The sequence below is a fragment of the Novosphingobium mathurense genome (genome assembly GCF_900168325.1).
In the GTDB taxonomy this organism is placed as follows: Bacteria; Pseudomonadota; Alphaproteobacteria; order Sphingomonadales; family Sphingomonadaceae; genus Novosphingobium; species Novosphingobium mathurense.
In genome coordinates this window covers 173,078-196,067 of record NZ_FVZE01000006.1, presented here as the reverse complement: position 1 = coordinate 196,067, position 22,990 = coordinate 173,078, and the positions used below count along the sequence as shown (strand labels likewise).

Annotated in this window: 24 protein-coding genes; 11 read left to right on the top strand and 13 right to left on the bottom strand. The window is 65.6% G+C overall.

Translation table 11 applies throughout. The features are described from left to right. Nucleotide 1: 1 nt before the first annotated feature. The 7 genes from B5483_RS17405 to B5483_RS17375 all read left to right on the top strand — a co-directional run bounded on the left by B5483_RS17405 (nt 2) and on the right by B5483_RS17375 (nt 6,280). Nucleotides 2–367, top strand: coding sequence for an SH3 domain-containing protein (locus tag B5483_RS17405; protein ID WP_054946172.1), 366 nt, complete (start codon nt 2–4; stop codon nt 365–367). Then, nucleotides 364–1,287, top strand: coding sequence for an N-acetyl-gamma-glutamyl-phosphate reductase (gene argC / locus B5483_RS17400; RefSeq protein ID WP_054946095.1), 924 nt, complete (start codon nt 364–366; stop codon nt 1,285–1,287). The genes B5483_RS17405 and argC overlap by 4 nt, the downstream gene beginning before the upstream one ends. 416 nt (nt 1,288–1,703) lie before the next feature. Further along, nucleotides 1,704–2,042 carry a P-II family nitrogen regulator gene (locus B5483_RS17395; RefSeq protein WP_007013120.1) on the top strand — a complete coding sequence of 113 codons (339 nt, stop codon included), beginning with the start codon at nt 1,704–1,706 and terminating at the stop codon, nt 2,040–2,042. Nucleotides 2,043–2,180: 138 nt separating this feature from the next. Then, complete coding sequence (gene glnA / locus B5483_RS17390) at nt 2,181–3,590, top strand: type I glutamate--ammonia ligase (protein WP_054946094.1); 1,410 nt, start codon at nt 2,181–2,183, stop codon at nt 3,588–3,590. 244 nt (nt 3,591–3,834) lie between these two features. After that, on the top strand, nt 3,835–4,965 hold the full coding sequence (locus B5483_RS17385) for a hypothetical protein (protein ID WP_079731368.1): 1,131 nt from the start codon (nt 3,835–3,837) through the stop codon (nt 4,963–4,965). 17 nt (nt 4,966–4,982) lie between these two features. After that, on the top strand, nt 4,983–5,549 hold the full coding sequence (locus B5483_RS17380; protein WP_079731299.1) for a fasciclin domain-containing protein: 567 nt from the start codon (nt 4,983–4,985) through the stop codon (nt 5,547–5,549). A 146-nt stretch (nt 5,550–5,695) separates the two neighbouring features. Further along, the gene (locus B5483_RS17375; protein ID WP_079731297.1) at nt 5,696–6,280 is read left to right on the top strand and encodes a lysozyme; all 585 of its coding nucleotides are present in this window, start codon (nt 5,696–5,698) and stop codon (nt 6,278–6,280) included. Nucleotides 6,281–6,304: 24 nt separating this feature from the next. Here B5483_RS17375 and B5483_RS17370 read toward each other — a convergent pair whose 3' ends face one another. From B5483_RS17370 to B5483_RS17360, 3 genes are all read right to left on the bottom strand, one after another. Further along, the gene (locus B5483_RS17370) at nt 6,305–7,144 is read right to left on the bottom strand and encodes an arginyltransferase (protein ID WP_079731296.1); all 840 of its coding nucleotides are present in this window, start codon (nt 7,142–7,144) and stop codon (nt 6,305–6,307) included. Between the two features lie 215 nt (nt 7,145–7,359). Next, the gene (locus B5483_RS17365; RefSeq protein WP_079731294.1) at nt 7,360–8,157 is read right to left on the bottom strand and encodes an SDR family NAD(P)-dependent oxidoreductase; all 798 of its coding nucleotides are present in this window, start codon (nt 8,155–8,157) and stop codon (nt 7,360–7,362) included. A 77-nt stretch (nt 8,158–8,234) separates the two neighbouring features. Then, on the bottom strand, nt 8,235–9,488 hold the full coding sequence (locus tag B5483_RS17360) for a threonine ammonia-lyase (RefSeq protein WP_054947029.1): 1,254 nt from the start codon (nt 9,486–9,488) through the stop codon (nt 8,235–8,237). A gap of 99 nt (nt 9,489–9,587) precedes the next feature. On the opposite strand from B5483_RS17360, the gene B5483_RS17355 reads away from it, so the two are divergent. Continuing rightward, entirely contained in the window at nt 9,588–10,484 is an 897-nt protein-coding gene (locus B5483_RS17355) for an NAD(P)-dependent oxidoreductase (RefSeq protein ID WP_079731292.1), read from the top strand. Further along, nucleotides 10,481–12,187, top strand: coding sequence for an amidohydrolase (locus B5483_RS17350; protein ID WP_079731291.1), 1,707 nt, complete (start codon nt 10,481–10,483; stop codon nt 12,185–12,187). Before B5483_RS17355 ends, B5483_RS17350 begins: the two co-directional genes overlap by 4 nt. Before the next feature lie 94 nt (nt 12,188–12,281). Here B5483_RS17350 and tatC read toward each other — a convergent pair whose 3' ends face one another. From tatC to B5483_RS17305, 9 genes are all read right to left on the bottom strand, one after another. After that, nucleotides 12,282–13,103 (bottom strand): twin-arginine translocase subunit TatC, encoded by an 822-nt coding sequence (gene tatC, locus B5483_RS17345; protein ID WP_079731290.1) that lies wholly within the window; start codon nt 13,101–13,103, stop codon nt 12,282–12,284. Between the two features lie 11 nt (nt 13,104–13,114). Next, on the bottom strand, nt 13,115–13,564 hold the full coding sequence (gene tatB, locus B5483_RS17340; protein WP_054947033.1) for a Sec-independent protein translocase protein TatB: 450 nt from the start codon (nt 13,562–13,564) through the stop codon (nt 13,115–13,117). A 25-nt stretch (nt 13,565–13,589) separates the two neighbouring features. Next, nucleotides 13,590–13,829: a twin-arginine translocase TatA/TatE family subunit gene (locus B5483_RS17335; protein WP_054947034.1), complete on the bottom strand. Its 240-nt coding sequence runs from the start codon at nt 13,827–13,829 to the stop codon at nt 13,590–13,592. Between the two features lie 97 nt (nt 13,830–13,926). Continuing rightward, nucleotides 13,927–14,592, bottom strand: a complete 666-nt coding sequence (scpB, locus tag B5483_RS17330) for an SMC-Scp complex subunit ScpB (RefSeq protein ID WP_079731367.1) — start codon at nt 14,590–14,592, stop codon at nt 13,927–13,929. Between the two features lie 11 nt (nt 14,593–14,603). Next, complete coding sequence (locus tag B5483_RS17325) at nt 14,604–15,419, bottom strand: segregation and condensation protein A (protein ID WP_054947035.1); 816 nt, start codon at nt 15,417–15,419, stop codon at nt 14,604–14,606. A gap of 3 nt (nt 15,420–15,422) precedes the next feature. After that, nucleotides 15,423–16,436, bottom strand: a complete 1,014-nt coding sequence (nagZ, locus tag B5483_RS17320; protein WP_054947036.1) for a beta-N-acetylhexosaminidase — start codon at nt 16,434–16,436, stop codon at nt 15,423–15,425. Nucleotides 16,437–16,531: 95 nt separating this feature from the next. Beyond that, nucleotides 16,532–17,338, bottom strand: coding sequence for an SPOR domain-containing protein (locus tag B5483_RS17315; protein ID WP_079731288.1), 807 nt, complete (start codon nt 17,336–17,338; stop codon nt 16,532–16,534). Nucleotides 17,339–17,340: 2 nt separating this feature from the next. Continuing rightward, on the bottom strand, nt 17,341–19,098 hold the full coding sequence (argS, locus tag B5483_RS17310) for an arginine--tRNA ligase (RefSeq protein WP_054947038.1): 1,758 nt from the start codon (nt 19,096–19,098) through the stop codon (nt 17,341–17,343). Between the two features lie 453 nt (nt 19,099–19,551). Then, entirely contained in the window at nt 19,552–20,004 is a 453-nt protein-coding gene (locus B5483_RS17305) for a tRNA (cytidine(34)-2'-O)-methyltransferase (RefSeq protein WP_054947039.1), read from the bottom strand. Between the two features lie 190 nt (nt 20,005–20,194). On the opposite strand from B5483_RS17305, the gene miaB reads away from it, so the two are divergent. Both miaB and B5483_RS17295 read left to right on the top strand, forming a co-directional pair. Beyond that, nucleotides 20,195–21,529 carry a tRNA (N6-isopentenyl adenosine(37)-C2)-methylthiotransferase MiaB gene (gene miaB, locus B5483_RS17300; RefSeq protein WP_079731287.1) on the top strand — a complete coding sequence of 445 codons (1,335 nt, stop codon included), beginning with the start codon at nt 20,195–20,197 and terminating at the stop codon, nt 21,527–21,529. Then, nucleotides 21,526–22,239, top strand: coding sequence for an alpha/beta fold hydrolase (locus B5483_RS17295; RefSeq protein ID WP_079731286.1), 714 nt, complete (start codon nt 21,526–21,528; stop codon nt 22,237–22,239). The genes miaB and B5483_RS17295 overlap by 4 nt, the downstream gene beginning before the upstream one ends. Nucleotides 22,240–22,256: 17 nt before the next feature. Here B5483_RS17295 and B5483_RS17290 read toward each other — a convergent pair whose 3' ends face one another. Next, the gene (locus tag B5483_RS17290; protein WP_245829336.1) at nt 22,257–22,985 is read right to left on the bottom strand and encodes a hypothetical protein; all 729 of its coding nucleotides are present in this window, start codon (nt 22,983–22,985) and stop codon (nt 22,257–22,259) included. Between the last annotated feature and the right edge of the window lie 5 nt (nt 22,986–22,990).

Here is a 22,990-nt window from a genome sequence, read left to right as displayed (position 1 = left end):
CATGACCGCGTTGGCCATCGAGGATTCCCATACCCGTCCCCCCCGGATCGACGGCATTCTTGCCATGACCGGGCCGAGTGTGACCGCGGATCCCGGCTGTCTTCCGGTTCGCGGGGATCTGGCGCACATCAAGCTCGCCGGTCTCTACTTCGTGCCGCACTACTCGGTGCCGATGCCGCACAAGGTGCTTCCGGGCGCGATCCTGCGCATCGCCGGGCGCGAGGATGCAGACGCGATCCGCGAACTGCCCGCAGGCGAAACCTTCAACGTGCTGGATATCGCCGGCAACTGGGCCTGGGGCCAGCTCGGCGAGGATGGCCAGGTCGGCTACGTCGCGCTTTCCGGGATTGAGGTGATCGAGCAGTGAGCACGACGGTCTTCATCGACGGCGCCGCCGGTACCACCGGCCTCGAAATTGCCGATCGGCTCGGCAGCCGCAGCGAATTCGACCTCGTCATTCTCGACGACGAACGCCGCAAGGACGCCTCTGCGCGCGCCGAAGCGCTCAACGACGCGGACTTCGTCGTCCTGTGCCTACCCGACGATGCCGCCCGTGAAGCCGTCGCGATGATCCGCAACGACCGTACCCGCGTGATCGACGCATCGACCGCCTACCGCACCGCCGATGGCTGGACCTACGGCTTTCCCGAGCTGGTCGGCCGCGACGCAATTGCCTCGGCCATGCGCGTCAGCAATCCGGGCTGCTATCCGACCGGCTTCCTCGCCCTCGTCGCGCCGCTCGTGGCCGCCGGGCTGCTACCGGCCGACTGGCCTTACGTGTGCCATGCCGTTTCCGGTTACTCGGGCGGTGGCAAGGCGCTGATCGGGCGCTTCGAGGAAGACCGCGACATCGCATTCCGCGCCTATGGCCTGGCCATGGGACACAAGCACGTGCCCGAAATGACGGTTCATGCCGGTCTTTCGGTTGCACCGCTCTTCGCGCCCGCCGTCGTCGCCGCGCATCGCGGCATGGTCGTCGAAGTGCCGCTGCACCTTGGCGCCATGAAGAATGCCGGCTCGCCCGATGCCCTGCGCGAAAAGTTAAGCGAGACTTATACCGGCAGCCCGATCGTTTCGGTCGTCGACGACGAACCGGGCGAGCTGCTGTTGCGCGCTTCGATGCAGCCGGTGGACACGCTGACCCTGCGCGTCTTCGGCTCTGCCGACGGCAGCCAGGCCCGCCTCGTTGCCATGCTCGACAATCTGGGCAAGGGCGCCAGCGGCGCCGCGGTCCAGAACCTCAACATCATGGCCGGCCTGCCCGAAACCGCAGGACTGCGTCTCTGACGAGCCGGCCTTTCGCCCCGGCGCCGATAGAGCGCCGGTTGGCCCCACCAACAACGGCTTCACGGCCGGAACGGTCGTCAAGCCCTTCCGGCTGCCCGTTGCCTTACCCGGTTCCCGGAGCCACCCCCGCCGCGCCTCGTGCTGACGCCCTATTGGGCGCATTGCACAATTTTGAGGCAGGGCTTGCCTGAATATTGAACAGATGTTGTGCATCTTGCCCGCCGGACATTGCCGAAACACCGCATTCGATAGGGTAAATCGAACGATTCCGGTCTTTTCGCGGCTGCACACATGTCCTACCTAGTGGGCAACCGTATTGGCACGATTCTTGATGGGAGTCGCGCGCGAGGCATCTGGTTCCCGGACCGGAAAACCTCTTCGGAAATCCGGGATCAAGTGCAGGGGTCTAGACAGGCGTGAAAAAGATCGAAGCCATCATCAAGCCGTTCAAGCTCGATGAAGTGAAGGAAGCGCTTCACGAAGTGGGCGTTTCGGGCATCACCGTCACCGAAGCAAAGGGCTTCGGGCGTCAGAAGGGGCATACCGAGCTTTATCGCGGTGCCGAGTACGTCGTAGACTTTCTGCCCAAGGTGAAACTCGAGGTCGTCGTGGCCGACGCCCTGGCGGACCGCGTGGTAGAGGCGATTGCCGAAGCCGCGCAGACCGGCCGCATCGGCGACGGCAAGATCTTCGTCATCCCGGTCGAGACCGCGGTGCGCATCCGCACCGGCGAACGGGACGACGACGCCCTCTGATCCGAGGGCTTTCTCAAATTCCGGCTTGAGCCGGACTGGGGAACAATCCGGCACGGGGGGCCGGTAGAATTCCTGGAGTGCCAATAACCCCTGATCCCCTTCCGCGCGGCGGCAGGGCAAGACTGGAGAACAACGGAAATGGCAAGTGCAAAGGACGTCCTTAAGAAGATCAAGGACGAGGAAATCGAGTGGGTTGATCTCCGCTTCACCGACCCCAAGGGCAAGTGGCAGCACCTGACGATGGTGTCCTCGGTTCTTGGTGAGGACGAACTGGAAGACGGCCTCATGTTCGACGGTTCGTCGATCGAAGGCTGGAAGGCCATCAACGAGTCGGACATGATCCTCAAGCCCGACCTCGATGCCGTCTACACCGATCCGTTCTCGGCCACCCCGATGCTGATCCTGTTCTGCGACATCGTCGAACCCTCGACCGGCGACCTCTACGGCCGTGACCCGCGCTCGACCGCGAAGCGCGCCGAAGCCTTCGTCAAGGCTGCCGGTTTCGGCGACACCGTGTACGTCGGCCCCGAAGCCGAATTCTTCATGTTCGACGACGTGAAGTTCTACGACGGCTACGATGGCAACGGCTTCAAGCTCGACGACATCGAACTGCCGGGCAACTCGGACAAGTCGTACGACCAGGGCAACCTGGCTCACCGTCCGCGTGCCAAGGGCGGCTACTTCCCGGTCGCTCCGGTCGACTCGGCTGTCGACATCCGCGCCGAAATGGTCACGACCATGATCGAAATGGGCCTGCCCTGCGACAAGCACCACCACGAAGTGGCTGCCGCGCAGCACGAACTCGGCCTGACCTTCGGTACGCTGGTCACCACCGCCGACCGCATGCAGATCTACAAGTACGTCGTGCACATGGTCGCTCAGGCCTATGGCAAGACCGCCACGTTCATGCCGAAGCCGATCATGAAGGACAACGGCTCGGGCATGCACACGCACATCTCGATCTGGGACGAAGGCAAGAACACCTTCGCCGGTAACGGGTATGCCGGCCTGTCGGACACCTGCCTGTACTTCATCGGCGGCGTCATCAAGCACGCCAAGGCCCTCAACGCCTTCACCAACCCGACCACCAACAGCTACAAGCGCCTGGTGCCGGGCTACGAAGCCCCGGTTCTGCTCGCCTACTCGGCGCGCAACCGTTCGGCCTCGTGCCGCATCCCCTACGGTGCGGGTGACAAGGCGAAGCGCGTGGAATTCCGTTTCCCCGACGCGATGGCCAACCCCTACCTGTGCTACGCCGCGCTGCTCATGGCTGGCCTCGATGGCATCAAGAACAAGATCCATCCGGGCGACGCCATGGACAAGAACCTCTACGATCTGCCGCCGGCCGAACTCGCCGAAGTGCCGACCGTCTGCGGTTCGCTGCGTGAAGCTCTCGAAGCTCTGGCCGCTGACCACGACTTCCTCATCGAGGGCGGCGTGTTCACTGCCGACCAGATCGAATCCTACCTCGAACTGAAGTGGCCGGAAGTGCTGCGTTGGGAAACCACGCCGTCGGCCGTCGAGTTCGACATGTACTACAGCGCCTGATTTCGCTCCCTTCTCCGGAAGGGACAATCGGTTCGCCGAGTGGGGCGCCTGGAGCAATCCAGGCGCCCTTTTCCGTGCTGTCCGCTGCCGCCGCCGCCCTTTGTGATGACAAATGCACACTGCAGTCAGCGACGATTAATCGCGAGCGGTCCACCCCGTCGCTCGCCCGAAGCGACGGAGAGCCCCGAGGGAACGAACTGTCGCCGATCCGCGTTGCAACTGCCAACCCAAGGAGGTGCAAATGATGCAAAGGATCTTAATCGGCAGCGTGGCGAGCCTGGCCCTGATCGCCGGGGCCGCCTCCGCCGCGCCCGGCGGCAACGACCATGGCAGCGATCACGGCAAGGACCGGGGCGGCGGCAAGCAAGCCGCGCTCGGCAATGCCAGGGGGCCGCAAGGCGACGTCAAGGGCCCTGCGACATCCAGGCCCGACAACAAGCCTGCCAAGGCACCTGGCGGCGGCGATGCCCAAGGCAAGCCCGAGAAGACCGAAAGGCAGGCCTCACGCCAGACCATGCAGTCGCCGGTCCACGACGCTCCGGCCAAGGCACAAAAGCACCCGCAGGCCGGAGATGCCCCGCAGCGCATGGCGGACCACAAGGTCGACAAGAAAGCCAACGACACTCGCCCCGGAAACGCGGACGACAAGGCCTTTGCCGCCGGCCCGCGCCCGCCCGAGCGCAAGGACATCAAGCGCGTCACCTACAAGGGCCATGGCGGCAGGGACTTCGTCGTCCCCACCAACGACCGGGTCCGCGTGGTCATCGATCGCCGCAGCTTCGACTGGGCTTCGCTCGACCGGCGCCATCCCTACGATGGCTGCCCGCCGGGCCTCGCCAAGAAATACAACGGCTGCACCCCGCCCGGCCTGGCCAAGCCGCGCGATGTCAGCTGGCTAGACCCGGCGTGGTACTTCAACGATTACGACCGGTCCTATCGCTACCGCTATGCCGACGGCTACATGCTGCGGCTTGGCGCAGGCGACAGCATCCTGAGTTACATCCCGCTGCTGGGCGGTGCCTTGGGAATCGGCCAGGTCTGGCCTTCCACCTACCAGCCGGTGACGCTGCCGACTTACTACGACAGCTACTACGATCTCGGCCCGGCAAACGGCTATCGGTATTATGACGACACGATCTACCGCGTCGATCCGGATACCTCCGCGATCCATTCGGTCGCAGCGCTGCTGACCGGCAACGACATCCGGATCGGCCAGCCGATGCCGATGGGCTACGACGTCTACAACGTGCCTTACGACTATCGCGACCAGTACTATGACGGACCGGACGCGATGTATCGCTACAGCGATGGCTACGTCTACCAGATCGATCCCACCACGCGGCTGGTGCAGGCCGCCATCGAACTGCTTGTCTGACCGGGAGGGAAACGAAGATGCGGATCAAACACCTCACCGTCGCGCTGCTTGGCGGCGCCAGTCTTGCGATTGCCGCCTGTTCGGGCGGCACGCCGGAGGACGACAGCACCGGCGCCGCCGAACTGGCCACGCCCGAAAGCGAATCACTGCCTGCCCTGCTCGACGATGCGGACGGCCTGCAGACCGTAGCGGAAGCCCTCAAGGAAACCGGCATCAGCGGCATTTTCGAAGGCAAGGGCAGCTACACCCTGCTTGCGCCCGAGGATGCCGCTTTTGCGGCCCTGGGCGATTCGGCCAAGGAACTGACGGGCGGTGAAGACCACGCAGCGCTTGCCGCCCTGCTCAAGGATCACCTCATCCCGGGCTACCTGACCCCGCAGGACATTTCCGCGGCAATCGACGCCAGCCAGAACGGCGAAGTCTCGATGCCCACGGTCAGCGGCGAGGAACTGACCTTCACCAGAAAAGGCGATGCAATCTCGGTTTCCGCGCCGGACGGTTCGCAGGCGACGTTCGACGGCGAAGCGCTCGCCGGCGGCTCAAGCATCGCCATTCCGCTGACCGGAATCCTCAAGAAGATCTGACCTTTCACACCTGACTGACCCGAAGGCCCGCTTCACGACGGTGCAGCGGGCCTTTGCCTGTCCGGTTTCCAGAAACCATTTTCCTACAGACACGCCTGCAGTTTACTTGGATCGCCTTTCCCACGAACCGGAAGGGTTAGTCCTTTATGAATCGCAAACCGATTTTCGATGCCGTGCGCCAGCTTCTGGGCCGCGGCTTCAGGCCATCCGACGTGGCGCTGCTCGACGCCGCCATCGACAGCGCAAACCACGTCGGCCCTGCCGCTGCCGGTTTCACGCTGGGCGAGGCAGGCCGTTCCCTGATTCGCAAGTGGGAAGGCTGTGCGCGACGCCGACCGGATGGCCGCTTCGAAGCCTATCCCGATCCCGGCAGCGCCACAGGCGAGCCCTGGACGATCGGCTGGGGCTCGACCGGATCGGACATCCGCAAGGGCCTGGTCTGGACACAGGAACAGTGCGACGCCCGCTTCGACAGGGACATCGTGCGCTTCGTGGACGAAGTTCATGCAGCGCTGGGCGATGCCGCGACGACGCAGGGGCAGTTCGATGCCCTCGTCTCGTTCCACTACAACACCGGCGCCATCCGCAAGGCCACGCTCACCCGCCTGCACAGAGAGAAGCGCTTTGCCGAAGCGGCCCTGGAATTTGCGAAGTGGATCTACAACGACGGCAAGCCGCTACCCGGCCTGAAAAAGCGGCGCGCTGAAGAGGCGGCTCTCTACCGCGGCTGACACAATGCGCGCCAGGCCGGATCGTCAGTTGGCGATGGAGGGGACCCCGTCCTTGCGCCCACCGGCACCGGCCTTGCCGTGCCCGTCCGGGTTCTTGACCACGGCGGCGATGAGCTTGTCCTGCTCTTCGGGCGAGAAACGTTCCCAGCCCGAACGGCCAAGGCGTTCCATCGGGCGGTAGCGCACCTTGTACTGCATCCGCGGCGAACCTTCGACCCAGTAGCCGAGATAGACGTAGGGCAGGCCCATTTCCTGCGCCTTATGGATGTGGTCCAGGATTATGTAGGTACCCAGCCCTGCCCGCGAATCGTGCTCCGGATCGTAGAAGCTGTAGATCATCGACAGCCCGTCGCACTGGCGGTCGGTAAGGCAGGCACCGACGAGGCGGCCCGGCGTCACGCCGTCGGCGGACGGTTCGCGATACTCGACGACGTAGCTGGTGACCGGCGTGTGCTCGACCATGTCGGCGAAGTCGACCTCGTCCATCGAGGTCATGCCGCCTTCGGGATGGCGCGCGCCGAGATACTTTTGCAGGAGCTGGAACTGCTCACCGGTCGACCACGGACGGCAGACGGTGGCGATCAGGTCTCCGTTCCGCTTCAGCATGCGCTTCTGCGTGCCCGAGGGCGTGAACTCGCTGGCGACGACACGCACCGAGACGCAGGCATTGCAATCAAGGCAGGAGGGGCGATAGGCGACGGTCTGGCTGCGACGGAAGCCGATGCGGCTGAGCGCATCGTTCAGGGAGTCCGCGTGCGGCCCCTTGAGCTCCGTGAACACCTTTCGCTCGCTGCGCCCAGGCAGATAGGGGCACGGCGCGGGGCTGGTCACGAAGAACCTCGGAAATCGAACGGGAGCCGTCACGGAGGCGCCTCTTCCTTTACTTGCTTGCGACCATCGGCCTTTCAGTTGCAGACCGAATATGCATGCGCAGGCAGTTAGTTGAAAGTCTTTTAACTACAAAACTGGCCTCGAACCGGAGGTTTCGACCCGCAGCCCCCCTGACCGCGGCAACTTGTCCCGGTTCGGGGCGTAAGTGAATCAAAACCTTAGCACTTCTCTGACTGGTCCATTCCCGATCAGGCATCTTGCGCTACCTTGAGCGAAAGGGCCCCATCAATCTTAACCGTGGTCCCGGTAATATAATCGGCGCGATCGGACAGCAGGTAGCCGACAAGCTCGGCCACTTCCTCGGGACGTCCGGCCCGGCCCCAAGGGATCGCCCGGGCCCTGCGCGCCCGCTCCTTCGGATCGTCGAGCGCCGACTGGTTCATCGGAGTCAGGATCATGCCCGGCGCCACACCGTTCACTGCTATGCCGCGCGGCGCCAGTTCGAGTGCAAGCGTGGCGGTCAGTTGTGCCAACCCGCCCTTGGCGCTGTCGTAATCGACGGCCCCGGCCCGCGGCGCCGCTTCGTGAATCGATGAGACATTGACAATCCTGCCGCCGCCCCCGGGGTTATCCTTGCCTTCCAGCCCGCGCACGAAACGCCGGCAGGTGAGGAACGGGCCATAGAGGTCGGCACGCATGACCCTATCGAAATGGTCCAGGCTCATGTCCTGCACCGCCGTCCCGCTCATGTTGCGGCCGGCGCTGTTCACCAGCAGGCGGACAGGGCCAAAGGCGGATTCGGCAGCTGCGAAAAGCGCCTCGACGTCATCCTCGTCACCGACATCGGCATCGCAGGCGATGGCCCGCCCGCCATTGGCATGAATCCGGCCGATCACTTCGTCGGCCTCGTCCGGATCATGAAAGTGCGTAATCGCTACCGCCAGCCCACGTCCGGCCAGCGCCATGGCGCAGGACTTCCCGATCCCCGAGCTGCCGCCGGTCACGACGACGCAATCGCCGGTGAAGTCGAGATAATCGAGCGCCATGCACCTGCAACGCGCGGCATCGCGTTCGGGTTTCAACGCCTGGCCGGTTTCCTGACGAGGCCGGAAACCGGAAGGGTTCAGTCGGTCTCGACCTGCCGCACTTCGTATCCGGCAGAGCGCAGGGCCGAAACAAGCGTCTCGAGCTGCTCGCGGTCGCGCGCCTCGCACTCGATCTCGGTCAGCAGTCCCTTGGCCGGCAGATTGGTGAATATGCGGTGATGCAGCACCTCGACGATGTTCACGTTATGCTCGTGGAACACCTTGGCGACCTTGTAGAGCGCACCGGCGCGGTCCTGCAGGCCGATCTTGAGACGCGCGAGTCGGCCCGAACGGGCAAGGTCGCGCAGCAGGACGTTGGCAAGCAGGCGGGTGTCGATATTGCCGCCCGAAAGTACGATGCCGACTTTCTTGCCGGCGAACAACTCACGGTTGGCCATGACCGCGCCGAGGCCGGTCGCACCGGCGCCCTCGACCAGGGTCTTCTCGATCTGAAGCAGCAGGGCAAGCGAGCTTTCGATGCGCGATTCGCTCACCAGCAGGAACTCGTCGAGCAGGCCGCGCAGCACCTTTGAGGTGAACTTGCCCGGCTCGAACACCGCAATGCCTTCGGCCAGCGTATCGCCGCCGACCGGCAGGTTGGTGCCCTTGAGCAGGTTGTACATCGAGGGATAGAGCTGCGCCTCGACGCCGATCAGACCGATGCCCGGCTTGATCGCACGCGCAACGGTACCCATGCCCGAGGCAAGGCCGCCACCGCCGATCGGCAGCACCAGCGTATCGATCTCGGGCACGTCCTCGAGCATCTCGAGCGCGACAGTCCCCTGACCGGCGGCGACGTGCGGATCGTCGAAGGGATGGATGAAGGTGAAGCCAAGCTCGGCCTCCATCTTTCGCGCATGAGCATAGGCTTCGTCGAAACTTTCGCCTTCGAGCACGACCTTGCCGCCCACGCTCTCGGTCTGCATGACCTTCACCAGCGGGGTGGTCTTGGGCATGACGATCGTCACCGGCACGCCAAGGCGGGTGCCGTGGTACGACAGCCCCTGCGCGTGATTGCCTGCCGAAGCGGCAATGACGCCGCGCTGCTTCTGTTCTTCGGACAGCAGCAGCAGGGCATTGAGCGCGCCGCGCTCCTTGTAGGCGGCGGTGAACTGCAGGTTTTCGAACTTCAGCCAGATTTCCGCACCGGTGATCGCACTCAGCGTATTGGAGTGCAGCGTCGGGGTGCGTACGACCTTGCCCATAATTCGCATCGCCGCCGCACGAACGTCGTCGGCAGTCAGCAGGGCACCATCGGTCCCCGGGGCGGTCTTGAGCGTTTGCTGGTCCATAGGGTGGCGCGGGTAAAGGAAACCGGGGCAAATTGAAAGCGTGGGCTGAGGCCCGGCTTAGATTGATAGCGTCACGGACCCTCGCTAGAAGACATCGCTATGACCGAACGACGCAAGGTTTCCTTCCTCGGCCTCGGCGTGATGGGCGGCGCTATCGCGCGGCACATTGCCAAGGCGGGCCATGAGCTCACCATCTACAACCGTTCGCCCGAACGCGCGCAGAAATGGGTGGAGGACAATCCCGGACTCGCCCATCGCATCGCCGCGAACCCGGCGCATGCGGCGCAGGACGCGGACGTGGTGATCACCTGCGTGGGCAACGACGACGACCTCGCCGAAGTCGTGCTCGGACCCAATGGCGTCTTCAAGATGCTCAAGAAGGGCGGCGTCTTCATCGACCACACGACGGTATCGGCGCGCATCGCCCGCCAGATCTCGGTGGAAGCGCGCGACCTGCAGGTCCATTGCATCGACGCGCCGATGACCGGTTCGCAGATCGGCGCCGAGAAGGGCACGCTCACGCTGATGTGCGGCGGGCGCAACGAAGCGGTGGAAGCGGCGCGACCGGTGATGGAAGCCTATTCGCAGCGCATCGTCCACGTCGGTAAGGCCGGCTCGGGCCAGATCGCCAAGATGGCCAACCAGATCTGCATTGCCGGCAATGTCGCCGCGCTGGCCGAGGCAGTGCGCTTCGCTCAGGCCTCGCATCTCGACATGGGCAAGGTCTACGAGGCGATTTCCGGCGGCGCGGCACAGTCATGGCAGATGGACAACCGCTGGCAGTCGATGGACGAGGACTGCTTCGACTTCGGCTTTGCCATCGACTGGATGCGCAAGGACCTTGGCCTCAGCCTCGACGAAGGCCGTGGCCTCGGCATATCGCTGCCGGTCGCCGCGCTCATCGACCAGTTCTTCGCCGAGATCCAAGCCATGGGCGGCGGCCGTCTCGACACCAGCGCGATCATCAAGCGACTGCCGAAAAAGGGCCGTAAGTGAAGCACTTCACCGCGGCGGCGCTCGCGCTGCTGATCGTCACGCCCGCCCGCGCGGATGTCCTTGTCGACAATGTCGAGGGCCTGACGCCCGACGGCAAGGGCGGGATCGAGCGCTTCGAGGGCTTCCTGATCGGCGATGACGGCCGCGTGATCGAGGTCTATCGCCACGGCGACAAGCGCCCCAAGAAAGTCCAGTATCAGGTTGACGGCAAGCATCGCGTGGTCGTGCCCGGCATGATCGACGCCCACGGCCACGTCATGGAGACCGGATTTGCCCGGATGACCCTCGATCTCTCGGCGACGAAATCGCTCGAGGAGGCACTGTCCCGGATCGCGGCCTGGGCTGCCGCCCACCCGGAAACGCCCTGGATCCTCGGCTCGGGCTGGAACCAGGCGAACTGGGGCATCGACCGGATGCCGACAGCAGCCGAGCTGGACACCGTAACCGGCGGCAAGCCCGCGTGGCTTACCCGCGTCGACGGCCATGCCGGCTGGGCCAACAGCGCCGCCCTCGCTTCTGCCGGTATCACCGCCACCACCACCGATCCGGCCGGCGGGCAGATCCTGCGCTCGGCAGGTGGCAAGGCCCCGGCCGGCGTGCTGGTCGATGCCGCCACCGCGCTGGTTGAGGCCAAGGTGCCCCGCCCCCGCCCCGAAGACCGTGATACCGCGCTGGGCGAAGCGCAACTGGCGCTGCTGGCCTCGGGCGTGACCGCGATTGCCGACATGGGCACCACGATCGAGGACTGGCAGGCCTACCGCCGCGCCGCCGACCTTGGCCACCTGCGCATCCGCATTGTCGCCTATGCCGCAGGGATCGACAATATGACGCTGATCGGCGGCCCCCGTCCGACACCGTGGCTTTATGGCGACCGGCTGAAAATGAACGGGGTAAAGCTCTACCTCGACGGCGCGCTCGGTTCGCGCGGGGCATGGCTCAAGGCGCCTTATGCCGACGCGCCCGAAACGAAGGGCCTGCCCCAGATCAGCGAAACCCAGTTGGGCAACCTGATGAGCCGGGCGGCGATAGACAACTTCCAGGTGGCCGTCCACGCCATCGGCGATGCCGCCAATGCGGCGGTCCTCAATTCCATCGACGAGCTGTCGCAGACCTACAAGGGCGACCGGCGCTGGCGCATCGAACATGCCCAGATCGTCGCTCCCGTGGATATCGCGCGCTTCGGCGAACACGGCATCGTCGCCTCGATGCAGCCGCAGCACGAAGCTTCGGACCGACCGATGGCCGAAGCACGACTGGGCGCGAGCCGGCTGACCGGCGCCTATGCGTGGAAGTCCATCGCCGCTACCGGCGCGCCGCTGGCGTTCGGATCGGACACCCCTGTCGAACCGGCCCACCCCTTCGAAGGGATCGCCGTCGCCGTTACGCGCCAGGGCGCGGACGGTCAGCCGATCGGTGGCTGGAAGCCGCAGGAGATCCTCTCGCGCGAGGCGGCCATCAACGCCTACACGACCGGCGCGGCCTACGCGATGTTCGCCGAGGACCGCCTTGGCCGCATCGCCAAGGGCTATGACGCCGACTTCCTCTTCGTCGACACCGATCCGATGGAAGCGACGCCCGAGCAACTGCGCCAGACCAGGGTTCTCGAGACGTGGATCGGTGGCAAGCTCGCCTGGTCCAATGCCAAGGACCGGGTGCTGCCGACCAAGGCCGAAGGCGAAGTTTCGCCCATCGAGGGCCGATGAACCGAAAGGCGGGCCGCTCTTATGCGGCCCTTTTCGTGCGCACGCCCCGCGACAGGCTTAGGGTGAGCGGACATATCCAAAGCCCGCATGAAGCTCAGTTGCTGGCAGGAGCCTCCGGTTCACCCACGGAATCCGCGGTGTCGGCCTGCGCCTTTTGACGCGCATCGCGCTTCTCGGTAATCCACATCACGATCAGCGTGCCTTCGAACAGAAGCAGCAGCGGAATGGCCAGCAGGAGCTGCGAGATCACGTCGGGCGGCGTGGCGACAGCGGCGACGATAAAGATGCCGACGATGGCATAGCGACGCGCACCGGCGGTCTGCGCGCGGGTGATGATCCCGGCGCGATTGAGCAGCATCAGCAGTACCGGCATCAGGAAGCTGATCCCGAAGGCAAGGATGAACTGCATGACGAGCGCGAGGTAATCCCCCGTGCCCGGCAGCGCCTCCAGCTTGAGACCGCCCTTGTCGCCCTGGAAGCCCAGGAAGAAATGGAAGGCTGTGGGCATGACGACGTAGTAGGCCATGGCCGCACCCATCGTGAACAGCACCGGGGTCGCGATCAGGAACGGCAGGAAAGCCTTCTTTTCCTTGGCGTAGAGGCCCGGTGCAACGAAGGCCCAGAGCTGGTTGGCAATGACCGGGAAGCTCACGAAGAAGGCCGCGAAAATCGCGATCTTCACTTCGACGAAGAAAGCTTCGTAGAGCTTGGTGTAGATCAGCCTGCCCTGCCCTGCCGGGAACGCCTCGGTCAGCGGACGAACGAGGAAGCTGAAGATGTCGTTCGAAAAGTAGAAGCACACGCCAAAGGCAACCGCGAAGGCTGCAAAGGCGCGCATCAGCCGGCTGCGCAGTTCGATCAGGTGATCGAGCAGCGGCGCCTGGGTATCGTCGATATCGGAAATCTTGAAGGCCATGGAGCGTTCGATCAGGGCGGCGGCGGCGGGAGATTCAGTTCGGCCTGCCGGCTTTGCTGTTCTTTCGCATCTCGCGGGGCTTCATCTTGAGCGGCGGACTGTTCACCGCTCTGCGGCGGCGGACCATCGGTCGCGCCGGCTTCGGACGGCGTCGCTTCGGAAGCGGAAGCCGCCTTATCCTGACGCGAGGCGATCGGGGCCTGCATCTCTTCGGCACTGGGCAGTTGCGGTGTCGCCTTCATGATCGCCTCGTTCTGCGCGCGCCACTGCTTTTCCATTTCCTCCAGCTCGGCCTCGCGCACCATGGCGTCGATGCCGGCGCGGAAATGGCCGGAGATCTTTCGCATCTTGCCGATCCAGCGGCCAGCCGTGCGCATCGCCATCGGCATGTCCTTGGGGCCGATGACGACGACCGCCACGATGATTACCATCAGCAGTTCTGATGCGCCGATGTCGAACATCGCTTAAGTCGCTTTCTGCGCTGGCTTACGACTGCTCGGTCTTGTTCTCGCTGGCGCTCGGCGTGGCCGAGGGATCAGCGGGCTTAGACGAAATCTGAGCCGGCGGAGTGGAGGATTCTTCCGACTTCTCGTCGTTCATGCCTTCCTTGAAGCTCTTGATGCCCTTGCCGAAGTCTCCCATGATTTCAGAGACGCGACCGCGGCCAAACAGAACCAGTACGATCACGAGCACGACAAGCCAGTGCCAGATCGAAAAGCTACCCATAACATCAACTCCAAACCGTGCGACCGATTCCGGTCGCCACGAGGCTCATCTAGGGATTTTCGGGGGAACTTGCCACCCTGTCATGAATTTGACCCGTTCAGGTCACGTCGTCGTCATCATCGCCATGATCAGCCTCTTCCGGTGCATCGCGCTCTCCCGGAACGGGACCGGATAGCGCCGCCTCGATCATGTCGTCATCCACAGGATCGAGCAGCCCGGCAGCGCGCAATTCGTCGATGCCCGGCAATTCCTTGAGCGAACGCAGGCCGAAGTGCGCAAGGAATTCGGGCGTGGTGGCATAGATCACCGGGCGGCCCGGCACCTCGCGGCGCCCGGCCACGCGCACCCAGCCCGCTTCCATCAGCACGTCGAGCGTTCCCTTGGCCGTCTGCACCCCGCGAATCGATTCGATTTCCGCGCGGCTGACCGGCTCGTGATAGGCAACGATCGCCAATACCTCGGTCGCCGCGCGCGACAGGCGGCGCAGCTCTTCCTTTTCGCGGCGCAGGAGATGGGCGAGGTCCGGGGCGGTTTCGAAATGCCAGCGCTTGCCGCGCTCCACCAGGTGGATCCCGCGCCCCTCGTAATGGCTCTGCAGTTCGGCCAGCGCCGGACGGATGTCGGCCTGCCCCAGGTGCGCGGAAAGCGCTTCGACGGTCATCGGTTCTTCGGAAGCGAACAGCGCTGCCTCGACTGCGCGGACGAGATCGTCGGGTCCCGTCGCCCCGGCCGCCCCGGCCTCTGCAAAGCTCTCTTCGGTCATCGCGTCTTCGTTCATGGCTTCACCGCCTTGAGCCGCAGCGGCCCGAATGTTTCGTCCTGAGCGATCTCCGCCTTGCCCGTGCGCGCCAGTTCCAGCGCGGCAACGAAGCTGGAAGCCAGCGCCGACTTGCGCAGCTGCGGATTGGCCCAGGAATCGTGGGCCGGCGGCAGGAATTCGCGCAGTTCCATCCAGTCGAGCGAGACGCCCAGCATCGAGGAGACGCGGGCGATCGCGCTGTCGAGCGTCATCACCATGCGCTCGCGCACCATGTGGACCACCGGCTCGCTGCGGATCTTGATATCGCCATAGGCCCGCACGAGGTCGAACCAGGTGCATTGCCAGGCATTGCGACGGGCCACCCGCAAGCCTTCGGGCGCACCGCGCTGGAAAACGTCGCGCCCCAGCCTGTCGCGGCCCATCAGGCGCGCTGCCGCCTCGCGCATCGCCCCCAGCCGCTGCAGGCGCAATTGCAGGCGCAGCGCCAGTTCCTCGGGGCTGGGATCGGCCTGTTCGTCCTTGGGCAGCAGCAGCGCCGACTTGAGGTAGGCAAGCCACGCCGCCATCACCAGGTAATCCGCCGCCAGTTCCAGCCGCAGCGCCTCGGCCTGCTCGATGTAGGTCAGGTACTGGTCGACCAGTTCCAGGATCGAGATGCGCCGCAGGTCGACCTTCTGCCGCCGGGCCAGGTCAAGCAGGAGGTCGAGCGGGCCTTCCCAGCCCTCGATCTCCAGATAGAGCGCTTCCTTGTGCGCCTCGGCCGCCGCCACGCCGTCCCATTCCTGGTCCGCCGCTTCGAAGGAAAGACCGGGTTCAGGCGGCAGGTCCATGGTTCAGGCCGCCGCCTGCGCCAAGAGCGCGTCGCGCCGAGCGATCAGTTCCGCATGGTCGCCCGCAGTCCCGCTGTCACCGACCGCGGTCAGCGCCCGCTGCAGGCGGAGCGCGGTTTCCTCGCTCATCGTCGGCAGCCGCTGGGCAATGCCGATCATGTCGCCCATCTTCGCCCAGCAGTTCAGGGCGATGTCGCAGCCCGCGCCGATCGCGCGCTCGGCGCGTTCCGGAACCGTGCCCGAAAGCGCCTGCATGTCGAGGTCATCGGTCAGCAACAGCCCGGCAAAGCCGACGCGCTTGCGGATCACCTCGCGCACCACGACGGGCGAAAGCGTACCCGGGTTTTCCTTATCCCACGCGGTGTAGAGGACATGCGCGGTCATCCCGATCGGCGAATCGGACAGCGCCCGGAAGGGTTGCAGGTCCACTTCGAGTTCTTCGGCGCTCGCCTCGACCCGGGGAAGTTCCTTGTGGCTGTCGGCCATCGCCCGGCCGTGACCGGGAATATGCTTGATGCACCCGGCGACACCGGCCCGCGCCAATCCGGCAAGGATCGCCCGCCCCAGCGCCGCAACGCGCATCGGGTCGGTGCCGAGCGCGCGGTCGCCGATCACGTCGTGCGCACCGGTCTGGCGCACGTCGAGCGAGGGATGGCAATCCACCGAGATACCGACTTCGGCAAGGTCCAGCCCCAGCGCCTCGGCATTGGCCCGCGCCGCTTCGATCGCGGTGGCCGGGGCAATGTCGTAGAGCCGGTCGAAGGCTTCGCCGGGCGGATAGGCCTGCCAGACCGGCGGCTTCATCCGGGCGACGCGGCCGCCTTCCTGGTCGATGCAGATGAACAGGTTGTCGCGGCCGTGGATCGCGCGAAGCTCGTCGGTGAGCGCGCGCATCTGTTCACGACTTTCGACGTTGCGGCCGAACAGGATGTAACCGGCGGGATCGGCGTCCTTGAAGAACGCGCGCTCGTCCTGCCCGAGAGAGAGTCCGGAAAGGCCGAAAATTGCAGGAACCATGGCGGATTCGTCGCAGAAACCCGCGCTCTTCGCAAGGAAGCGGCGTCCTTCAGGTGTGGAAATGCGCCAAGGCGGGCCGAGCCCGCCCGCCCTGTTCAGTTCTTGACCTGGCAGCTCAACCCGGCGTTCTTCATGCCGCTGCACAGCGCCTTGGCCGCAGCGAGATCGCCCGGCACCGCCTGCAGGCGATAGACCGTACCGATGTCCGCCTGCCCTTCCAGCACGCGGTGATTCATGCCCGAAAGGTCGGGATACTGGGTCTTCAGCGTGTTCCAGCCGGTTTCGGCAGCCTGCTTCGAGGTGTAGGCTCCCACTTGCACGCCGATGCCGGAAACCGGTGCAGGCGCCTTGGCCGGAGCCGAAGCTTTCTCGGCCGGTTTTTCGGCAGGCTTGTCGACCGATTCGAAACCGGGACCGGGCACTTCCTCCTGCTCGCCGATCTGCGGCTGGCGGGACTGGCCCTCGGCAACGGCGAAACTGGTGTCGCCGGTACCGGCCACGACTTCGCCACCCGGGTTTTCGGGCTTGGTCTTGTAGGGTTCCTTCGGCGCGGCGATCACCCCGCCATCGGCCACGAGCGGCTTGTCGGACGATCCGTTCATCGCCCAGAACACGATCCCGACGATCACCGCGATCGCAAGCAGGCCGAAGACGCCCAGCAGCAGGCCCTGGCTCATGCCCGAACCGCGCTCGTCCTCGAATTCGTCGTCATCGCCCTCGAGCCAGGGCAGGCGCACGTCCTCGTCGCCAAGCTCGAGCTGCGGCGGTTCCTCGAACGAAGGCTGGCCTTCCGGCACGACGCCCGCGAAACCGGTGCTTTCGAATTCGCCTTCGGTGCCGTCGACCTTCGGACCCTGCGGATCTCCGCTCCGGTCCCCCTGACCCGTGTCCGAGAATGCCATCCTTACATTTCCTCTACAGCCTCAACGCCGAGCAATGCCAGGCCGTTCCGGACAAGTTGCCCGATCTGCACAGCCAGGAAAAGCCTCGCTGCAGTAAGGTTAACATCGAGTAAGTTAATAAACCGCTTCTCGACGCGATCGTTGCCGAGATTCCAGTATCCGTGGAACGCAGCGGCAAGGTCGCCGAGGAAGAAGGCAATGCGGTGCGGTTCGCGCGCAGCCGCTGCGGCCTCGACGATGCGCGGGAACTGCGCGGCCAGCTTGACCAGTTCCAGTTCCTCATCGCCCAGCAGCTCGAGGTGATCGCCCGCAGGCGCCAGCCCTTCGGCAGCGGCCTTGCGCAGCGTCGAGTGGACGCGGGCATGGGCGTACTGCACGTAGAACACCGGGTTATCCTTCGAGGCTTCGACGACCTTGGCGAAGTCGAAGTCCATCTGCGCCTCGGGCTTGCGGGTCAGCATGGTGAAACGCACCACGTCCTTGCCCACTTCGCGCACCACGTCGGCCAGCGTCACGAAGGTACCTGCGCGCTTGGACATCTTCACCGGCTCGCCGTCGCGCAGCAGCTGGACCATCTGCACCAGCTTGATCTCGAACGGGGTCGGCTCCCCGTCCGCACCGGTCATCGCCGCGACCGCGGCCTTGATCCGCTTGACCGTACCGGCATGGTCCGCGCCCCAGATGTCGACGAGCGCGTCGGCTTCCTGCGCCTTCTGGTAGTGATAGGCGAGGTCGGCACCGAAATAGGTCCAGGTGCCGTCCGACTTCTTGATCGGTCGATCCTGGTCGTCGCCGAACTGGGTCGACTTGAACAGCGGCAGCTCGACCGGTTCCCAGTCCTCGGGCGTCTTGCCCTTGGGCGCTTCGAGCACGCCGTCATAGACGAGCCCCTTGGACCGCAGCCATGCCTCCGCCTCGTCCGGCTTGCCCGATGCCTGCAGCTCGGCTTCGGACGAGAACACCTCGTGCTCGATGCCGAGCAGCGCGAGGTCGTCCTTGATCATCACCAGCATCGCGGCGACCGCCTTTTCGCGGAACAGCGTGAGCCATTCCGATTCGGGCGCCTTGGCGTACCTGTCGCCGAATTCCTCGGCGAGCACCTTGCCGACCGGGACGAGATAGTCGCCCGGGTAGAGGCCCTCGGGGATCTCGCCCACGTCCTCGCCCAGCGCTTCGCGGTAGCGGATGTGCACCGAACGGGCGAGCACCTGCACCTGCGCGCCGGCGTCGTTGACGTAGTATTCCCTGACCACCTTGTGCCCGGCGAACTCGAGCAGGGTCGCCAGCGCATCGCCGACGACCGCGCCGCGGCAGTGGCCCATGTGCATCGGCCCGGTGGGGTTGGCCGAAACGTACTCGACATTGACGGTCGAGCCGCCCCCCATGGCCGAACGGCCGTAATCGGCACCCAGTTCGGCAATCGCGCGCAGTTCCGCGATCCAGGTCGCAGGCGCGAGGCGCAGGTTGATGAAGCCCGGCCCGGCAATCTCGGCCGAAGTCACTTCGTCCAGCTTCGCCAGTTCGGCAACCAGCGCCTCGGCAAGGTCGCGCGGCTTCAGCCCTGCGGGCTTGGCCAGCACCATCGCCGCATTGGTCGCAAGATCGCCATGCGAGGGATCGCGCGGCGGCTCGACCGTGATCGCACCTCGCTTGAGCCCGCCCGGCAGCGTCCCCGCCGCTTCCAGCGCATCGAGCGCAGCGTTGAGGTGGCCCGCAAAGGCGGCATACAGGGTCTGGTTCTCACGAGTTGCAGTGTTCATGGGCGCGCGGATAGCCGATGTGCACGAAAAGGGGAACAGGCTGGCGCGCGCATTGGCCGCGATGCAGGTTTACACGGTTTACACTGTCCAGGATGGAAACGGCGCGCCTTGCGCCGAGCGAAAATCGCCGCAGCGCAATCAGGGGCGTTCGCAAGACAGGATCGATGCGGCCGGGTCATGGCTGCGAAAGTACCGCAGGCGCACGCCTGTAGGAAAACGGATTGTGCGTCGTCTGTGCCCGAATGGCGACAATCCCACGCGGCTATTCCGAAGGCTGCAATGCAGTGGACCTTGACGGCTTCTGCTCCGCCGATCTCCGCGAAGACGGGGATCGGACCTCTTAGTCGCTACTCGCCGAAAGCGAAGTACGTTCGAAGTCGCTATCACCTGCCGTGTCAGGCCAGCGCCTCAATGCGCCCGCCTCCCCGCCCGGGCCGAACGTGGCGCAGCTTCTCAGCCGGGCAATGTCGCGGTCTGGCGCAGGGCTTCGCCAAGGGCCAGCGCGGCCGCGGTGGCGAGGTTCAGGGAGCGGACTTCCGGGCGCAGGGGAATGCGCACGCGCGCGTCGCAGGCTTCCACCACGCACGGCGGGACGCCTGCGCTTTCCTTGCCGAACAGCAGGATGTCATCGGCGCGATAGGTGAAGTCATAGGCCGATTGCGTGGTCTTCGTGGTGAACAGCACCAGCCTGCCCGAACCGATCGTGGCCCTGAAGGCATCGAAGCCTGGGTGCCGGGTGATGCTGACGTGGTCGATATAATCCATCGCGGTGCGGCGGACGCGGCGGTCGTCCCACGCGAATCCCATCGGTTCGATCAGGTCCACGGCAGCACCCATGCAGGCGCCCAGCCGCAGGACGGCGCCGACGTTTCCGGCGATCTCGGGTTCGAAAAGAGCAATGCGCATGGGCGCTGATTGGCGCCGGCGAAGGCACCATGCAAGCCCGTTGCGCCGTTGCCGGGCCACGACTTACCCATGAATCGGACCCGATCGGGCGCGCGGCGCTTGCTCCGGTGACGCCTCCTGCGACGAGACATGCGGGTAGTCCGGCTCGGCGCCCCTTCAAAAGCCGCGCAAACGCGTGTATCGGGCCGCCATGCATCCTACCCAGACTCCCAAGACCTACCGGGTCAAGAGCTTCGGCTGCCAGATGAACGTCTATGACGGCGACCGCATGGCCGAACTGCTGGCCGAACAGGGCATCGCGCCTGCGCCCGAGGGCGAGGATGCCGACCTCGTCGTGCTCAACACCTGCCACATCCGCGAAAAGGCGGCGGAGAAGGTCTATTCCGACATCGGCCGCCTGAAGCGCGAGGATGGCTCTTCGCCGCTGATCGCGGTGGCTGGCTGCGTCGCGCAGGCCGAGGGCGAAGAGATCATGGCGCGCGCGCCCAGCGTGAAGATGGTCGTGGGCCCGCAGGCCTACCATCGCCTGCCGGACATGATCCGCGAAGCCAGCGAAGGCCGCCGCGTCACCGATACCGACATGCCCGCCGAGACGAAGTTCGACGCGCTGCCGCGCCGTCGCCGCTCCGGGCCGACCGCCTTCCTTACCGTGCAGGAAGGCTGCGACAAGTTCTGCACCTATTGCGTCGTGCCCTATACCCGCGGCGCGGAAGTGTCGCGACCGCATGCCGACCTGATCGAGGAGGCCAAGCGCCTCGTCGAGGCCGGCGCGCGCGAGATCACGCTGCTCGGCCAGAACGTCAATGCCTGGACCGGCGAGAACGCCAGGGGGCAGACGATCGGCCTCGACGGCCTGATCCGGGAACTGGCGCAGATCGCGGACCTTGCCCGCATCCGCTATACCACCAGCCATCCCAACGACATGACGCCCGGCCTGATCGCGGCGCATGGCGAGATCGACAAGCTGATGCCCTTCCTCCACCTGCCGGTGCAGGCGGGCAACGACCGCGTGCTCAAGGCGATGAACCGCAGCCACTCGGCGGAAAGCTACCTGAAGATCCTCGAACAGGTGCGCGCGGCACGGCCCGACATCGCACTTTCGGGCGACTTCATCGTCGGCTTCCCGGGCGAGACCGATGCCGAGTTCGAGGACACCCTCAAGCTGGTCGACGCGGTCGGCTATGCCCAGTGCTTCAGCTTCAAGTACTCGCCGCGCCCGGGCACGCCCGCGGCGACGATGGACGAACAGGTCCCGCTGGCGGTGATGGACGAGCGCCTGCAGCGCCTGCAGGCCGCGCTCAACCGCGACCAGTACGCCTTCAACACCGCGACCGTCGGCAAGACCTGCACCGTGCTGGTCGAGCGCAAGGGCAAGCTTCCGGGCCAGTGGCTGGGCAAGTCGCCCTGGCTGCAGTCGGTCCACTTCGAGGCCGATGCGCAAGTGGGCGACCTGGTCGAGGTCGAGATCACCAGCGCCGGGCCGAACAGCCTTGGCGCTGTCGTCCGGATGGTCGCCGCGGCGTGAGCGAAGGCGCGGAGGGCCGCCAGCCGCTTGTCCTGATCCCCGGCCTCGCCTGCGACGCCGCCTTGTGGGAAGCACAGGTATCCGGCTTGTGGGACCTTGCCGCGTTCACCATCGGCGACACCCTGCGCGACGATTCGATCGCAGTCATGGCCAGCCGCATCCTGGCGAGCGCGCCGGAGCGCTTTGCCGTCGCCGGCCTGTCGATGGGCGGCTACGTCGCGCTGGAGATCTGGCGGCAGGCCCCCGGCCGCGTCACCCGCCTTGCCCTGCTGGACACCAATGCCCGCGCCGATAACCGCCATACCTCGGCCATGCGCCGGGGCACCATCGCGGCAGCCGAGCAGCGCGGCTACGAAGCCGTTGCGCGCGAGGGGCTGACGCGGCTCGTGCGTCCAGAGGCCCCTGCCGACTTGCGCGAACGGGTCGTCGCCATGGCGCTGCGGACCGGCTTCGAAGTCTACGCGCGCCAGCAGAACGCGATCATCACGCGCGCCGATTCGCGCGACGACCTGCCCGGGATCAAGGTCCCGACACTGGTGCTCGTCGGCGAGCAGGACGCGCTCACGCCGCCTGCGCTGTCGGAGGAAATGGCCACCGCCATCCCCGGCGCAGTGCTGGAGCGGATCGCCGACAGCGGCCACCTGTCCGCCATGGAACAGCCCACCGCCGTGACGCAGGCGATGCGCCGCTGGCTCGAACGTCCCGCCTGAGAACGTACGTGCGGTGCTTACGCGCCGGGCTTGAGCGGTTTGAGCGGCTTGTCCGCAATCAGTTCCTTGCCGATCGAATCGACCGGCTCCGCCGGGCTGACCGTCGGGTTGCGGGCATAGGCCTTGCCATCGAAGGGGACGCGCATGATGCCGCCCGGCCTGCCGCCGCCCGAAACCGAGACGGCGAGATCCTTCCAGCCGTTCGTCTTGCTGGACAGCACGCCTACCGGAAGCTGGACCACCGAGAGGTCTCCGACCTGCCTGTAGCCTTCTCCATCGCGCTTGAGCACGACGAGATTGCAGCCGCCCGTCCCGCACATCATCGGGCCGCCGACGTAGGCAAGCACTTCGTTGACGCCGTCGCCGTCGAGATCGGCCTCGGCGCGGGCGTACTGCAGGGAATCGGTCTTGCCGCCCAGGTCCTTCGAGAGGCTTTCGTCCAGCCAGCTTTCGACGGTAACCGGCGTCACCACGGCCTCGGTGGACTTGCCGGTCGCGCTTGCGCTTGCTTCGGGGGCAGGTTCCTCGCTCTTGCACGAGGCGAGCAGAAGGGCCGGGACGGCCACGAGAGCGAACGGGAGGGCGAGCGGGAGGATATGATGCTGGCGGGTCATGGCGAAGGGATAGCCTTCGGCCCGCGCGCGGGCAATGCGCCATGCCTCGTTCCGGCTTGCGGCGGCCCCGTCCCGCAGGATCCGGGGAGGTTTGCGGGTTATCCACCAGGAATCGAATGCGCCGGTGCGCACCAAAG